The sequence below is a fragment of the Candidatus Palauibacter sp. genome (assembly GCF_965208055.1).
GTDB lineage: Bacteria > Gemmatimonadota > Gemmatimonadetes > Palauibacterales > Palauibacteraceae > Palauibacter.
In genome coordinates, this window is record NZ_CBDBNY010000004.1 from 2,896,585 (window position 1) to 2,912,674 (window position 16,090).

General features: G+C 69.5%; 11 protein-coding genes. 9 read left to right on the forward strand and 2 right to left on the reverse strand.

Features of this window, described 5'->3' with window-relative positions; genetic code table 11:
- Positions 1-277 precede the first annotated feature (277 nt).
- The 4 genes from ACOGXI_RS12850 (at position 278) to ACOGXI_RS12865 (ending at position 4,128) form a co-directional block, all read left to right on the forward strand.
- A complete protein-coding gene (locus ACOGXI_RS12850; protein ID WP_419939242.1) occupies positions 278-1,069 on the forward strand; it encodes a hypothetical protein in 792 nt (263 codons plus the stop codon).
- 319 nt (positions 1,070-1,388) lie between these two features.
- Positions 1,389-2,327, forward strand: a complete 939-nt coding sequence (locus tag ACOGXI_RS12855; RefSeq protein ID WP_419939243.1) for a carboxypeptidase regulatory-like domain-containing protein — start codon at positions 1,389-1,391, stop codon at positions 2,325-2,327.
- Positions 2,328-2,434: 107 nt separating this feature from the next.
- Positions 2,435-3,475: a carboxypeptidase regulatory-like domain-containing protein gene (locus ACOGXI_RS12860; RefSeq protein ID WP_419939244.1), complete on the forward strand. Its 1,041-nt coding sequence runs from the start codon at positions 2,435-2,437 to the stop codon at positions 3,473-3,475.
- A gap of 50 nt (positions 3,476-3,525) precedes the next feature.
- Positions 3,526-4,128: a DUF2911 domain-containing protein gene (locus ACOGXI_RS12865; protein WP_419939245.1), complete on the forward strand. Its 603-nt coding sequence runs from the start codon at positions 3,526-3,528 to the stop codon at positions 4,126-4,128.
- A 56-nt stretch (positions 4,129-4,184) separates the two neighbouring features.
- Here ACOGXI_RS12865 and ACOGXI_RS12870 read toward each other — a convergent pair whose 3' ends face one another.
- Together ACOGXI_RS12870 and ACOGXI_RS12875 are read right to left on the reverse strand one after the other, a co-directional pair.
- Entirely contained in the window at positions 4,185-4,784 is a 600-nt protein-coding gene (locus ACOGXI_RS12870) for a GNAT family N-acetyltransferase (RefSeq protein ID WP_419939246.1), read from the reverse strand.
- Between the two features lie 28 nt (positions 4,785-4,812).
- On the reverse strand, positions 4,813-6,108 hold the full coding sequence (locus ACOGXI_RS12875; protein ID WP_419939247.1) for an amidohydrolase family protein: 1,296 nt from the start codon (positions 6,106-6,108) through the stop codon (positions 4,813-4,815).
- A 92-nt stretch (positions 6,109-6,200) separates the two neighbouring features.
- Between ACOGXI_RS12875 and ACOGXI_RS12880 the strand changes: the two genes are divergently transcribed.
- From ACOGXI_RS12880 to ACOGXI_RS12900, 5 genes are all read left to right on the forward strand, one after another.
- Positions 6,201-7,487, forward strand: a complete 1,287-nt coding sequence (locus tag ACOGXI_RS12880; protein ID WP_419939248.1) for a PQQ-dependent sugar dehydrogenase — start codon at positions 6,201-6,203, stop codon at positions 7,485-7,487.
- A gap of 198 nt (positions 7,488-7,685) precedes the next feature.
- Positions 7,686-9,998 (forward strand): leucine-rich repeat domain-containing protein, encoded by a 2,313-nt coding sequence (locus ACOGXI_RS12885; protein WP_419939249.1) that lies wholly within the window; start codon positions 7,686-7,688, stop codon positions 9,996-9,998.
- A 123-nt stretch (positions 9,999-10,121) separates the two neighbouring features.
- Positions 10,122-12,635 carry a DUF1592 domain-containing protein gene (locus tag ACOGXI_RS12890; RefSeq protein ID WP_419939250.1) on the forward strand — a complete coding sequence of 838 codons (2,514 nt, stop codon included), beginning with the start codon at positions 10,122-10,124 and terminating at the stop codon, positions 12,633-12,635.
- Positions 12,632-14,068 carry a DUF1552 domain-containing protein gene (locus tag ACOGXI_RS12895; protein WP_419939251.1) on the forward strand — a complete coding sequence of 479 codons (1,437 nt, stop codon included), beginning with the start codon at positions 12,632-12,634 and terminating at the stop codon, positions 14,066-14,068. The genes ACOGXI_RS12890 and ACOGXI_RS12895 overlap by 4 nt, the downstream gene beginning before the upstream one ends.
- The gene (locus ACOGXI_RS12900) at positions 14,065-16,080 is read left to right on the forward strand and encodes an ankyrin repeat domain-containing protein (RefSeq protein ID WP_419939252.1); all 2,016 of its coding nucleotides are present in this window, start codon (positions 14,065-14,067) and stop codon (positions 16,078-16,080) included. Before ACOGXI_RS12895 ends, ACOGXI_RS12900 begins: the two co-directional genes overlap by 4 nt.
- The last annotated feature ends 10 nt before the right edge of the window (positions 16,081-16,090 follow it).

Genomic DNA, 16,090 nt, shown 5'->3' on the forward strand with positions numbered 1-16,090 from the left:
GATGCCTGCGAACTCGGACGAGGATCGGGAGCTGGCGTGGACTCTGACGCCGGAACTCCGGCTGGGATCACAGTCCGGTCGCGACGCGCTGCATCGCGTGTCAGCCCGATCGACGACGGTGGGACCTGACGGGTCGTTCTACGTTCTCGACAAGGGCAACTACCGGGTCGTGAAGTTCGATGCGGAGGGGGGATATGTCCGCGAGTTCGGATCGAGAGGCGAGGGGCGGAGCGAGTTCGCCTACCCGATGGCCCTGCTCGGACCTCGGGGAGATACGTTGAGCATTCTGGACGGTCCTTCGCTGTCTCACAAGCTCTTCACAACCGCGGGAGACTTCCTGGAGGCGCGGCGTATTCCCCAATCCACAGCCAGTGAAGACCAGCGGGATACGTCGGACGGCATTGTTCTCGTGGAGATATTTGGCTATCGCAGTCGCAGCGCGGAGGTGACGGACCGCCTCGTATTGATTCGTGATCGCGGCGACACCATCACGCTGGCCGACCAAACCAGGGCGTCATCGGGTACATACACCATTCCGGTGTGCAACTACACCATTCCGGCAGAGCCCCTATTCAGGCATGTCCTGTGGTGGGATGCGGCCGGTGATCTGATTGCCGCGACCCAGAACGCCGACTACTCGGTGCATGTGTTCAACCGTGGCCGGTTGGTGCAGGAATTGAAGCGGGCGATTCCGCCCGCCCCGATCACGGAGGTGGTGGCGCGCGCCGAAGTTGGGGACGGATCTACATGGAGCGTGGCGGGCCGCGCCTGCACGGCTGATCCCGAGGATGAACTGGATGCTCGGGGGTTTGAGGACTTCCGGCAGGTGATCACCGGGATCCGCGTGGACCCGACCGGTTGGATCTGGGTCCGGCGCCACGCCGCGCCGCCGGGCGAGGAGGACCGACACAGAATCGATGTCTTCGATTCGGCCGGGGGGTTTCACGGCACGCTCCCGGCAGACACGCCGTGGCCGGGCATGTTCACGCCGGACGGTCGAGTCGTGCGCCGCGAATTGGACGAATTCGACGTGGAGTATCTCGTCGTGTACCGCATCGACAGAAACTAGGGCGAGCCTCGATTCCGTCCGGATCATTTCGAGCGAAAATCCAGTGCAGATGGTTCTGTGACCCATGATCACCTGAGGGCGTCTCGTATCCGGGTACACGCAGGTCAACCAGGGGGAGGTTGGAACGAAACGGCGGACATCTGTTGCCGACGGATCTGATGCGATGCCAGTCGAGGTGCAACCTCGTCCTGATCTGGACGCGGTAGCTCTGCGTAACGCGTCAGGACGGCTGGCCTGCGCGATCGTTGCGCTTCTCGGATTCGGGAACGGGGTGCCGGGGCTTGCCGGTCAGGAGCCGGATTGCGGTGGGCGGGCCGTCATGCGTGTGATGGTGCTGGACGAGTCCGGGATGATGCCCATTCCGGGGGCGACGGTGGTGCTTCGCTGGACGGACACGGACGCCGTTCGGAGGCCGATGCGGCAAGAGGTCGACCTCCAGGGCAGTGTGCGGATCTGCGCCCCAGGCGACGCCAGACGCGCGACGCTGTGGGCGGAATTGGGCGATATCTCGAGCAGGCAGCGGTCGGTCGAACTTGAGCCCGGCATGTCGCGGGATGTGGAACTGCGACTGCTGCTGGAGTCGGCAGCGACCGGGCGCTTGATCGGACTGGTGCAAGACGCGCGGACGGACCGTCCGGTGGCGGCGGTCGCGGTGTCGCTCGGGGGGCGCACGGTGGCCGAGACCAACCGGAGCGGCCAGTTCATCCTCAGCGGCGTGCCGGTGGGGATCCACGAACTCTCCGTGCGGCGGCTTGGCTACGCGCCGCTCGTACACCCGGTCGTGGTGTCCAAGGGCGTCACCACGGACCTGGAGCTTGGTCTGGTTCCCGACCCGCTGGAGATGGAGCCCCTGGTGGCGATGGCGACGCGGTCGCGCCGCCTGGAGGTCAAGGGCTTCTACGAGCGCAATTACTGGGGCGAACGCATTGGCGGCAGCACGTTCTACACGGCGAAGGACATCGAGCGCCGGCGTCCGATCCGCATCTCACACATGATCGCCGAAGAACCGTCGATCCGACTCGACTGCTCCGGTCGTCGCTGCAGGCTGGTGAGCACGCGGGCGTCGCTGGGGTTCCGGGGACGCCCCTGCGGGGTGAGCGTCTACCTCGATGGCATCTCGGTGGGCCGCGACCTGGATGAATTCGTGAAACCCCTCGAGATCGCGGGCGTCGAAATCTACAGGGGAGCGGCGTCGCTGGCGGCGGAGTTCGGGGGGTCGGGTTCACGCTGCGGAGTCGTCGCGGTCTGGACCAAGTAGGCTCGCCCCCGCGCGGAGGGTTCCTCCTCCTGGCTTGATGCGGGGTGCCCCGGATCCCAGTCTTCGGGATGGTGAGCGGGAAATTCTCGAAGCTGGATGACAGATCGGTGGCGCCAGGACTGGCGTGGAGCCTCGTTGCCGCGTTCGGTCTGGCCGGCGGTGCCGGGACGCTCTCGGCCCAGGATTCGGATTGCGGCGATCGCGCGAGCTTGCGGGTCGCGGTCCTGAACGACGACGACATGGCTCCGGTCCGGGGCGCGACGGCGGTCGTTCAGTGGACCGACACTCAACGCGCGAGGCGGCCGGTGCGCGAGGTTGTCGGAGCCGGACGCCTCGTCCTCTGCGCTCCGCGGGATGCGACACGGGCCACGCTGTGGGCGGAGTACGGGAACTTCTCGAGCGAAGAGGCGGTCGTCGCCATCGTCGCCGGGATGTCCCACGACATCAGACTGGCGCTGCGCTCGGGGCCGATCCGAACCGGCAGGCTGATCGGCCAGGTGCATGACGCGATCACGGAGGATCCGGTGGTCGCGGCCTCGGTGTTCGTTCCCGACCGTCTGCGGGTGGCCGAGACCGATCGCCGGGGACGGTTCGTCCTGAGCGGCGTTCCGGCCGGTGTGCGGGACCTCAACGTGCGGCATCTCGGGTACGCTCCGCTTTCCCATGTGGTCGAGGTCTCCCCCGGCCTCACCACGGAGGTGGAGATCGGCATGGTCCCCGATCCGGTGGAGATGGAGCCGATCGTGGCGACGGCGACGAGGTCCCGCCGGCTGGAGGTCAAGGGCTTCTACGAACGCCGGCACTGGAGCGAACTCGTCGGCACGGGCACCTTCTACACGGCGGAGGACATCGATCGCCGCCGGCCCGTGGAGATCTCGCACATGATCGCGGACGAGTCGGGGATCCGGCTCCAGTGCAACGCCCGGCGTACCGACTGCAGACTGGTGAACACGAGGCTGTCGTCGGGGGTCACGGGCGCCTGTTCGCTGAACTTCTATATCGATGGCCTGCCGACGAGGGGGATCGCACTGGACGACGTCGTCAGACCGAGCGAGATCGCAGGCATCGAGATATACAAGGGGCTGGCATCGGGTCCGGCGGAGTTCCCGCCTTCCCGGTGCGGCCTCGTCGCGGTCTGGACGAAATAGCGTCCGGAAACAAGGAACTCCGGAAACAAACAACATTGGAGGGTGACAACATGAAGCGAAGCAGCGCGTGGTACCTCGCCGTTTTATTGGTCCTGGGATGTGGCGGAGGATCCGAGGCCGGCTCCGAGGCGGAGATGGCGGAGACGGCCGAAGCCATGAACGAAATGGCGGATGCGGCGCTGGCCTGCGTCGTCATGGGCGACGCGGAGGGCAGGCAGAGTCCGCTCCAGGAATTGAGCTTTTCGTACGACGGGGGTGAGGGTCTCCTCTGCTACGGCGCGCCCTCGGCCCGCGAGCGCGTCGTCATGGGGGACCTGGTGCCCTACGGCGAGGTCTGGCGCCTGGGGGCGAACGAGGCGACGGCGCTCCACCTGTCGGCCGCCGCCACGGTAGGCGGTGTCGCGCTCGGGCCCGGGAGCTACTCGCTGTACGCCACGCCCGGCGAGACGGAATGGGAGTTCCACCTGAACTCGGAGTACGACCGCTGGGGGATCCCGATCGATGCCGCGGTCCAGAGCACCGAGGTGGGCAGCTTCATGGCGACGCCCTCGGCCACCGCCGAAATGGTGGAGACGATGACCTTCGAGCAGGTGGACGGCGCACTCCGCTTCTCCTGGGAGAACACGCAGGTCGACATCCCGCTCGGCATGTAGCCCGACGCATTCAACCCGGCGGATGCAGCTGACGAGCCCCGCGAGGGGCGGGCGCGTCAGCTGCGCCGGTGGCGCCAGAGGCGGGTCTCGAGGTGTCGCTTGATCCCCGGCCACTCGTGGAGGAGGACGGAGTACATCGCGTCGTCGCGCACGCTCCCGTCGCGCCGCAGGGAGTGATTGCGGAGGACGCCGTCCTTCTTCGCGCCGAGCGCCTCGATGGCCCGCTGCGAGCGCAGGTTGAGGCCGTCCGTGCGGAGCCCGACGACTCCGCACCCCACGGTCTCGAAGGCGTGCGTCATGAGGAGCAGCTTGCACGCGGTGTTGACGTGTGTGCGCTGATGGCTCGCGCCGTACCAGGTGTAGCCGATCTCGACCCGGTCCACGTGCGGCAGGATGTCGTGGTAGCGGGTGGACCCGATGATGGCGCCCGTCTCCAGGAGCCGGACGACCCAGGGCAGCATGTGGCCGGCGGTCCGGCCGTCGAGCGCCGTCTCGATGTAGGTCGTCACTTCGTCCGGGGCCGGGACGAAGGTGAAGAAGAGGTTCCACAGCTCCCCGTCCGCGGCGGCCTCGGCGAGCGCGTCGGCGTGCTCGAGGCCCATGGGTTCGAGACGGACGCCGCGGCCCTCGAGCGTCACGGGCTGAGGTTCAATCATCGAGACGCCCCGGGGTCCGGGCGGGCGGTCACTCGGTTCCCGCTCCGAGCATTCGGGCGCTGATCCCTTCCCGGTCCACCATGGTCCCCCGCAGGTAGACCGCGTCGATCCGTCGGGTGTTCGCGATGTCCTCGAGCGGGTTCGCATCCAGCACGATGAAGTCCGCGCTCTTGCCGGCCGCGATCTCGCCGAGGTCGTCCCAGCTCATCAGCTCGGCGGAGGTCTTCGTGGCCGCGACGATGACGTCTCCCGGCGTCATCCCCGACCGCACCATGTCCTCCATCTCCTGGTGCGGGGCCCAGGCCGCGTTGCCGTCCGTGCCGAAGGAGATCTTCACCCCGGCCTCGGCGAAACGGGCGAGGTTGCGCGCCTGGATGCCGAACGACTCCTGCGCGGCCGGGTTGTCGACGGACGCCGCCTGCATCTCGGCGAGCTGGTCGGGGGGCACGGTGCCGCTCAGCCAGCTCAGATCGAGCGCCACCCCCGGCCCGGGGAGGTTGGGGACGAGGACGACCTCCGGGCGCTCGGCCCACAGTTCCATGAGTTCGTCGTCCGCGTCGAGGTCCCGCACGCCATGGGCGAACACGTCCACGCCCGCGCGCAGCAGCCCCTTGGCGTCTTCCAGGTAGAAGACGTGCGCCGTCACCATGAGGCCGTGCCGATGCGCTTCATCGATGACCGCGCCGTACAGTTCGGGCGAGAGCCGCTCGTAACGCCCGCCGCGGTCGTCCACCCAGATCTTGACGATGTCGGCCTGCCGCTCCGCCAGTTCCCGGACCGCGGCCCGGGCCTCTTCCTCCGTCTCGACCCAGTAGGGCGCTTCGGAGCGGCCGGGCTCCGGCATCGTGATCCCGCGGTCGGCCGTCTTCGCGCGGGCCGCGTCCGGGATGACTTCGCCGCGCATTTCGATCCCGACGCCGCCGGTCTCGGTGCCGAGGCTCACGACGGCCCCCGCCCCGTAGTAGGCCATATGCTGGAGTTGGGCGATCCGCTCATCGCGCTCGGAGGAGAGGTGGATGTGCGCGTTGACGATCGCCGGCATGACCGTCTTGCCGGAGAGGTCCACCCGCTCCGCACCGTCCGGGACCTCGACCTCCCCGCTCGCCCCGACGCCGGCGAACTGCCCGTCCTGGACAAGAAGGACGGCCGACGGGATCACGGACCCGTCGCCCGTGAGGACGGTGGCGCCCTCGAACGCCGTCACGCCGGCCCCGGCTCCGGCGCCGTCTCCGTCGGTCGCGCAGCCGGCCACCAGTGCGGCAGCGATCGCGAGGGCGGCGGGACGAACGGAAGAGATGGCTGTGACCGTGCGGGCGCGAATCATGTCTACCTCCTGTCGGGCTCCTGTCAGGTTCACGCGGGACGCATAAGTATAGAGGCCGAATGACTCCCCTGACACGGACGAACGATCCCCCGATGAGCCATCCCCGCGACTCCCGCTTCCCCGTCGTATCGCTCGCGACCATCGCTCCGACTGTCGCCCCGGCCGCCGCCTTGGCCGCCGCCCTGGTCATCGCCGCATGCGCTCCCGGCGGCGGAGATCCGGCGGGCGACGACGACGGCATCGTCCCGACCGCGCTCCACGACTTCCGGGTCGAGGAAGTAGCCGGCGGCCTCGTGCGCCCGTTCTCGATGGCCTTCACGCCCGAGGGCGACCTCCTCGTGACGGAACGTCCCGGCCGGCTCCGCATCATCCGCGACGGCGTCCTGCTCCCGGATTCCGTGGAGGGCCTGCCGCCGATCCGGGCGCTCGGGCGCGGCGCCCGTTCCATGGCCGGCTTCGAGCAGGCCGGGCTGCGCGACGCGATCCTGCACCCGGATTTCGCGACGAACCGGCTCCTCTATCTGAGCTACGTGAAGCCGGGTCCCGATTCGCTGGGCACGATCGCGATCGCCCGCGGCCGGCTCGAGAACGACCGGCTGAGCGACGTCGAGGAACTGTTCCACGCGGACGCGCCCGGGAACGGGACGGAGCGCAGTTCAATGTGGGGCGGGCGCCTCGTTTTCGACCACGACGGCTACCTGTTCATGACGCTGGGCGACCGGCAATGGCCCTCCGCCGGCGACCTCGAGGCGCACCCGGCCCAGGATCTGTCGAACCACAACGGGAGCACGATCCGGCTTCACGATGACGGCCGGGTTCCGGAGGACAATCCGTTCGTCGGGGAGGAAGGGATCCACCCCGAGATCTGGACGTGGGGCCACCGCAACGCGCAGGGGATGGCGGTCCACCCCGAGACCGGAGACCTGTGGCAGAACGAACACGGCCCGCAGGGCGGGGACGAACTCAACCTGATCGCGGGCGGCCGCAACTACGGCTGGCCCGTCGTCGGGTACGGCGTGAACTACCGAACGGGCTCGCGCATCCACTCGGGGACCCTCATGGAGGACATGGAGCCGCCGGAGCACATCTGGGTCCCCTCCATCGGCGTCTCCGGGATGCTCTTCTACACGGGCGACGCCTTCCCTGGGTGGCGCGGCGACATGCTCGTCGGCGGTCTCAGCGGTCGGCAGCTCGCCCGGCTGCGCATGGAAGGCCGCGAGGTGACGCACGAGGAGACGCTCCTGCAGGGGATCGGCCGCATCCGCGACGTCCGGCAGGGCCCGGACGGGTTCATCTATATGGCCATCGACGGCGAGACGCGCGACGTCGACGGTCCACCGACCGGGATCGTGAGGCTCGTACCCGCCGGCCGGCGGTAGCCGATGCGCGTCGGCACGTTACACACGGCCGCTGTCCTCCTGCTGCCACTACTGGCTTGCCGGGATGCTGGCCCAACCGAGCCTCCGCTCCCGATACCGATCGAGACCAGCCCATCGACGGACCGGGAGATCCTCGCTCTTCTCTACGAGACGACGAACGGTCCGGGTTGGAAGAACAGCCGGCATTGGCTCAGCCACGTGCCACTCCACGCCTGGTATGGGGTCGATGTCGGCGCCGACGGTCGTGTCTCGAGACTCTCGCTCTACAACAACGGTCTGACGGGCCGGATTCCAGCGGAGATCGGAGGGCTCTCGGAACTTCGGAGTCTGGGGCTGGGATGGAACGAGCTGGCTGGCTCGATCCCCACCGAACTCGGAGACCTTGCGGCCCTTGAACACCTCTGGCTGCAGGGCAACGACCTGACGGGCCGGATTCCAACGGAGATCGGAGGGCTCTCGGAACTTCGGAGTCTGGGGCTGGGGTGGAACGAGCTGGCTGGCTCGATCCCCACCGGACTCGGAGACCTTGCGGCCCTTGAACACCTCTGGCTGGAGGGCAACGACCTGACCGGGCCGATCCCGCCCGAGATCGGCCGCCTCGCCGGGCTCAGGGTTTTGCGCTTCGGCGGCAACGATCTGACCGGGCCGATCCCGCCGGAGATCGCCAGCCTCGCGGGCCTCCGGAGCCTGGAGTTGTGGTCCAACGATCTGACGGGCCCCATCCCGCCGAGTCTGGGCAACTTGACCAGCCTCGAGAGCCTCTCTCTTGCACAGAACGACCTCTCGGGCCCGGTCCCGGCGGAACTGGCCCGCCTCATCTTACTGAGGGAACTGGCCGTGAACGGCAACCCGCAGCTGTCGGGCCTGCTCCCGGCAGGCTTCAAGGACCTCTGGGGACTCACGACGCTCAACGCCGGCGGGACCGCGCTGTGCGCCCCCGCGGACCCGGATTTTCTCGCGTGGCTCGGCAGGCTGCAGAACCCGCGCGTGCGTCGCTGCGGGAACGATACCCTGTCCGTTTATCTCACCCAGGCGGTGCAGTCCTTCGAGTTCCCGGTTCCCCTGGTGGCGAATGTGCCGGCCCTGCTTCGTGTGTTCCTCATCGCTCCGGATGGGGAAGCCATCGCTTTTCCGCCCGTGCGTGCGCGGTTCTACCTGGAGGGGGCCGAAGTCCACACCGTGGATATCCCGCGCTCCCCGGGCACGATTCCGTCCCGGCTGGATGAAGGTCGACTTGAAGCATCGGCGAACGTCGCGATCCCGGCCGAAGTCGTTCAGCCCGGTCTGGAACTCGTCGTCGAGATCGACCCGGAAGATACACTTGGCCCGGAGCTCGGCATCACGAGGCGGATCCCGGCAGCGGGCCGGCACGCCATCGACGTGAGAGCGGTGCCCGCGCTGCACCTGACGTACCTGCCCATCGTCCGCCCCGGACGGAGGTCCGCCGAGTTCCTGAGCCGCGTCCGGAACCTGTCGGAAGCCGACACCCTGTTCCGGCGCGTACGACAGTGGTTGCCCGTCGCCGGCTTCGACGTTGCCCTGCACGACATCGTGTACACCTCGGCGCGAACCGGTGGCGAGTTGATCTCGGAGATCGAGGCCATTCGCGTATTGGAGGGCGGAACGGGCTACTACATGGGCGGGCTGCCCCAGTATCTCGTGGAAGATCTGGGCTATGCGGGTTCGGCGCGGCTCGCCGGTTGGGCTAGCTTCTCTCGTGTCCGCTCCATTACGATCGCGCATGAACTCGGCCACAACATGAGCCTCGAGCATGCTCCCTGCGGTAGCGCGAGCAGGCCGGACCCCGGTTTCCCGACCAGGGATGGAACGATCGGCGCGTGGGGCTACAACCCCACTGACAACTCACTCGTTTCTCCCGAGACGTCCGACCTGATGTCCTACTGCGGTCCAAAGTGGATCAGCGAATACAGCTTCACCAAGGCGTTCGACCACCGCCTCCGCGGGGAGGGACTGGGATCCGCAACGGCGACCACGGCCGGCGACGCGCCGAGCATCCTGCTATGGGGTGGCATCGACGGGGAAGGCGTTCCATTCCTGGAGCCGGCCTTCGTCGTCGACGCTCCCCCGACTCTTCTCGGACCTGCGGGCCCCTACACGCTCATGGGCAGAACCGCCGAGGGAGAGGGGTTGTTCTTGCTCCGGTTCGATATGCAGGAGATGGCGGACGGTGACGGGGAGTCGGGATTCGCCTTCGCCCTGCCCGCGTCGCCGACATGGGCGGACAGGCTGGCGACGGTGGTCCTTTCCGGGCCCGGAGGAACAGCGACGCTGAGGCATGCGAGTGGTCCCCCGGCCGCTCTCCTTCGAGATCCGCGGACCGGCCGGGTCCGCGGGATCCTGCGTGACCTCACGAGTCCCGGTAGTGGCCTCGCAACGCTCGCCGGAGCCGCAGCGGATCCGGTCTCCATCGCGTCCTTTCTCCCCGACGTGGCCAACCTCGAGATTTTGATCTCCCGAGGTCTCCCGGCGGCGGAACAGTGGAGGCGGTAGGCCACCCTTAGCGAGCTCCACCACCCGCTACGGTGTCGATACTGCCGTGGCCCGTGGTGATCGCGCTTCCTAAGTTGAAAGGTTGCGAGGCAGCGTCATCCGTCGTTCTCGAAGGACGGGCGCGTGAAGACATTGAGTGCGGGTGCGGTTCTGTGGTTGTGGTTCGCCCTCATGGGGCAGCCTTCGGGGGATCGTGCGTCCGGCACGGCGCCCACCGCGCCCCTTTCCGATCACGACCTGGCCGCCCTCGTCGACACGACGGATCTGACCGCCGTCGTCCAGCGCTACTGCGCCCGCTGTCACAACGAGCGCCTGCTGCGCGGGAACCTCATCCTGGAGACGTTCGACGTGGAGGCGGCGCACGAGCGGGCCCCCACGGCGGAGAAGATGATCCGGAAGCTCCGCGCGGGGATGATGCCGCCGCCCGGTCAACGCCGGCCCTCGGCGGACACGCTGCTGGCCCTCGTCGAGACGCTCGAGAGCGTGGTCGACCGCGACGCCGCCCGTGACCGCAACCCCGGCTCCCGGCGCTTCCAGCGGCTGAACCGGGCCGAATATGCGCGCGTCATCCGCGATCTCCTCGACCTCGAGATCGACGCCGGCCGCTGGCTCCCGGCGGACACCTACCTCGGCGCCTTCGACAACATGGCGGACGCGCAGGGCCTCTCGACCACCCTCCTCGAGGCCTATTTGCGGGCCGCCACTGAGGTGAGCCGGATCGCCGTCGGCAACCCGGCCGCCCCCTCGAAGACCGCGAAGTACACGAACCCGATCGACGTCTCGCAGCACGCCTGGGATCACATCGAGGGCGCGCCGTACGGGACGCGCGGCGGGATGGTCGTGACCCACGACTTCCCGGTGGATGGGGAGTACGTGGTCTCGATCGAGACGCTCTTCGGGCAGGGGACCGGTTTCCAGGACATCGACATCTCGATCGACGGGGAAGGGGTCGCCCTTCTCGGCCTCGAGCATGGCGGGCGCTCGACGGTGCCGATCCGGACGGAACCCATCTTCGTGAAGGCGGGGCAGCGCCAGGTCGCGGCGGCGTTCGTGCGCACGATCGAGGGGCCGTACGAGGACCGTCTGAAGACGCCCGGCTGGTCCTTCGTCGGAGGCGAGGACTCCCAGGCGTGGGCGAACTACGGGATCACGGCCCTGCCGCACCTGAGTGACCTGATGATCACAGGCCCTCGGCGCAGCACGGGCGTCTCCGAGACGGCGAGCCGGCAGAGGATATTCCACTGCCATCCGGGGCGTGGCGAGGCCGTGGCGGGGGCGTCCGGGGCGGGGGCGTCCGGGCCGGCGGCCCGCGAGGAGGCTCGGGCGTGCGCGGAGTCGATCGTGACCCGGCTTGCGCGCGAGGCGTACCGGCGGCCGGTGACGGAGGAGGATCTCGCGGGGCCGATGGCCTTCTACGACGGCGCCGCGGCGGAGGACGGGTTCGAGATCGGGGTGCGGACCGCGCTGCAGGCGATCCTCGCCAACCCCTCCTTCATCTTCCGTCTCGAGCAGGCGCCGCCCGAGGTCGCGCCCGGTGAGAGCTATCCGATCGCGGACGTGGACCTCGCATCGCGCCTTTCGTTCTTCCTCTGGGCGGCGAGCCCGGATGACGAACTGCTGACGCTGGCCGCGGAGGGAGGGCTCTCGGATCCGGCGGTCCTCGAGGCGCAGGTGCGCCGGATGCTGGCGGACCCCCGCGCGGAGGCGCTCTCGACGCGCTTCGCCTCGCAGTGGCTGCGGCTCCAGGACGCGGAGGACAACCAGCCCGAGCCCTACCTCTATCCGGACTTCACCGGCCAGCTTCGCGAGGACCTGGTCCGGGAGACGCAACTCCTCTTCGATCACCTGATTCGAGAGGACCGGAGTCTGCTCGAACTGTTCACGGCGGACTACACCTTCTTGAACGAGCGCCTCGCGGGCCACTACGGGATCCCGGGCGTCGCGGGGCCCGAATTCCGGCGGGTGAGCTACCCGGGCGCCAGCCGGCGCGGAGTGCTGGGGCACGGGAGCGTCCTGCTGCTCACGTCGATGTCCGCGCGTACCTCGCCGGTGCTGCGCGGGAAGTGGGTGATGGAGGTGCTCATGGGCACGCCGCCGCCGCCCCCGCCGCCCAACATCCCGGCCTTCGACGACACGGAGTCCGCCCGGGGCGGGCGGCTGCTGACGACGCGCGAACGGCTGGAGATGCACGCGGCCAACCCGACGTGCCGTTCGTGCCACCGGTTCATGGACCCGATCGGGCTCGCGCTCGACCACTACGACGTGACGGGTCGCGTGCGGATCCGTGAGAACGGCGTCGCGCTCGACACGCGGGGGACCTTCTACGACGGGACCGACGTGAGCACGCCGGCGGAACTCGTGGACCTGCTCATGAAGCGGCCGGTCCCGCTCGTCCGGAACTTCGCGGCGCATCTGCTCGCGTACGCGATCGGGCGCCGCGCGGAGTACTTCGACCAGCCCGGGATCCGGACCATCGCGCGCGAGGCGGAAGCCAACGACTACCGGATGTCCTCGTTCATCCTCGGCGTCGTGAACAGCGACCCCTTCCGGATGGCGCGTCCCGCGCCCGCCGTGGAGGAAGAGGGGGAATCGGAAGACCGAATGAAAAATAGCCTGAGAAGCGGAGTGGGCTCATGAATTTCATCACCGGCACACACCTCTCGCGCCGCACCTTCCTGCGAGGGGCCGGCGCCAGCGTGGCGCTGCCCCTGCTCGACGCGATGGTCCCCGCCGGACGGCTGTGGGCCGACCCGGCCAGGGCGACCGGGGCAGCGGAATTCACGCGTCTGGTCTGCATCGAGGAGTCGATGGGCGCGGCGGGTTCGAGCGACTGGGGCGACGCCCGGCACCTGTTCGCGCCGGCGGCGACCGGGCGCGACTTCGAGCTGGTCGCGGACAGCCAACTCAAGCCGCTGGAGGCGTTCCGCGAGTACATGACGATCGTGAGCAACACGGATTGTCGCTCGGCGGAAGCGTTTCGGGCCGAGGAGATCGGCGGCGACCACGACCGGTCGACGGCGGTGTTCCTCACCCAGGCGCATCCGAAGCAGACGCAGGGGTCCGACATCTTCCTCGGCACCTCGCTGGACCAGTTGCATGCCAAGCGCTTCGGGCGGGAGACCGTGCTCCCTTCGCTCGAACTCTGCATCGAGGGGATCGATCGGGGCGGGGGCTGCGCGTACAACTACCACTGCGCGTACACGACGTCGCTCGCCTGGGCGTCGCCGAACCAGCCGCTGCCGGCCATCCGGGAGCCGCGCGTCGTGTTCGAACGCCTGTTCGGCGCCGGGGACTCGGCCGAGGACCGGGCCGCACGCCGCCGCACGGACCGCAGCATGATCGACTGGATCGCGACCGAGGTCGCTCGGCTCAGGAGGACGCTGGGCGCGGCGGACCGGGTCGCGCTTGACGAGTACGTCGAGCACATCCGCGAAATCGAGCGCCGGATCCAGCTCGTCGAGGCGCGCAACGCGAGCGGGGAGGAACGGGAGATGCCGGAGGCGCCTTCCGGGGTCCCGGACTCCTTCGAGGAGCACATGCGGCTCATGTTCGACCTGCAGTTGCTCGCGCTGCAGACCGACCTCACGCGCGTCATCACCTTCAAGACCGGCTTCGATCAGTCCAACCGGACCTTCCCGGCGAGCGGGACGACGAAGTCCGTCCACGGGGCGTCGCACCACGGCAACGTCCCCGAGGACATCATGGACTTCAACAGGATCAACACGTACCGGCTGGGCCAGGTCGCGTACTTCCTGGAGAAGCTGCGCGACACGGTCGAGGGCGACGCCTCGCTGCTCGACAAGACGGCGATCGTGTGGGGTTCGCCGATGGCGGACGGGAACCTCCACAACCACCGGCGCGCGCCGCTGTTGATCATGGGCGGGGCGAACGGGGCGCTCGAGGGCGGCGTCCATCTGCGGGCCCCCGACGGGACGCCGATGGCGAACGCCTTCGTGAGCCTCATGCGGAAGATCGGGCACCCGGAGATGGCCTCGTTCGGCGACAGCGACGGACTCTTCCCGCTCGACTTCACGGGCGAGGCGGCCCCGGGCGGGAGCGGCACGGGATGAGGCGCGGCGCGGGAGCCTTCGCGGTCGCGCTCGCGATTGCGGCCCTCCTGCCGGCGGGTTCGGCCGCGCAGGAGGGAGCGTCCGCCTCCAACGACCGGCTGCTCGAGGTGGCGCGCGGCGGGGATGTGGACGTCGTGCGCGCGCTCGTGGGGAACGGCGCGGACGTGAGCGCGGCGCGGGGGGATGGGATGACCGCGTTGCACTTCGCCGCCGAGAGCGGCCGCGCGGAGGTGGCCCGGGTGCTGCTCGACGCGGGCGCGGCGGTCGACGCCGGGACGCGGATCGGCCGCTATGCGCCGCTGCACCTGGCCGCCCGCGGAGGGCACGGGCCCGTCGTCGCGCTCCTGCTGCAGGCCGGGGCCGACGCGAACGCCGCGACGACGAACAGCGGCGTGACCGCGCTGCACCTCGCCGCCGCCGCCGTGGACGGCCGGTCCGCCGTGGCCGCGCTGCTCGACCACGGCGCCGATCCGAACGCCCGGGAGGGGTCGGCGGGGCAGACCCCCCTGATGTTCGCCGCCGCCGCGAACCGGCCCGCCGCGGTCGCCGCGCTGCTCGAGGCCGGCGCCGACCCCGGCCTCACGACCGCCGTGGTCGACGTCCTGCCCCGCCTGGCGCTGGACCGGGAGGCCAACCGCCGCATGCGGGACATGATCGGCGCGCCGGCCGAAACGCTCGGACCGTACAGGCCCGAGGTGGACCCCGACGCGGACCCCGATGCGGACCCCGATGCGGACCCCGACGCCGAGTGGCCGGGCGAGCCCGGCCCGGCCCGCGTTCAGGCCGCCATCCGCGCCCAGCGCGAGTTCCTCCGCTCGGGCTCCGACGTCGGCGACGTCGGCGCGCACTCGCTCGGCCGCGTGGGGCCCGACTACCCGGGCGGCCCCGACCTCATCCGTCCCCCGTACCGCGAGGTGCTCGTCGGCCGGACCGGCGGGATGACCGCGCTGCTGCACGCGGCGCGCGAGGGCCACATCGAAGCGGCCACGGCCCTCCTCGACGGCGGCGCGGACATCGACCGGGTGAGCGCGGACGCCACGAGCCCCCTCCTCATGGCGGCGCTCAACGGCCAGTTCGACCTGGCGCTCGTCCTCATCGAACGCGGCGCCGACCCCGACCTCGCCGCCTCGACGGACGGGGCCACGCCCCTCTTCGCCGTCCTCCAGACCCAGTGGGCGCCCAAGTCCAACTACCCGCAGCCGCGCGCGCAGGACCTGCAGGACGCCGGGCACATGGACGTGCTCCGCGCGCTGCTCGAGGCCGGGGCCGACCCCAACCCGCGCCTGAACACGCACCTGTGGTACTGGGAATACGGCCTCACGAAGATGGGGATCGACCTCACGGGAGCGACGCCGTTCTGGCGGGCGGCCTTCGCGCAGGACCTCGAGGCGATGAAGCTCCTCGTCGCGCGCGGAGCGGATCCGCACATCCCCACGCGCTGGCCCGAAGTCGGGATGCGCGAGCGGCGGCAGCAGGATGGCCGGCAGCAGGAGGACTCCGCGCTGCCCTGGATTCCGGAGGGGGCGCCCAACGCCTGGCCGATCCACGCGGCGGCGGGTGGCGGCTACCTGGGGCTGGGCGCGTTCAGCGTCCGCAACCGGCCCGACCAGTTCATCCCCGCCGTGAGGTACCTGATCGAGGAACTCGGCGCGAACGTGAACCATCGCGACTCGTGGCTCTACACTCCGATGCACTACGCGGCGTCCCGCGGAGACAACGACCTCATCGAGTATCTCGTGTCCCGGGGCGGGGACGTCTCCGCGATCACCCGCCTCGGCCAATCCACGGCAGACATGGCGCGCGGCGGCCGGGCCGGCTTCTTCACCCGCGTCCCGTTCCCGGAGACGGTCGAACTGCTGACGACTCTCGGCGCGACCCTCGAGTGCCTGCACACGCACTTCCTGGACACCGGGGACTCCTGCCCCGGCGCGGGAATCAACGACCCCTGGGCGCCTGCCGCGACGGACGAGGAGGAGAAACGGTCCGACAGCGGCAAGCCGGGCGCGCGCTGACCGCCAGCCC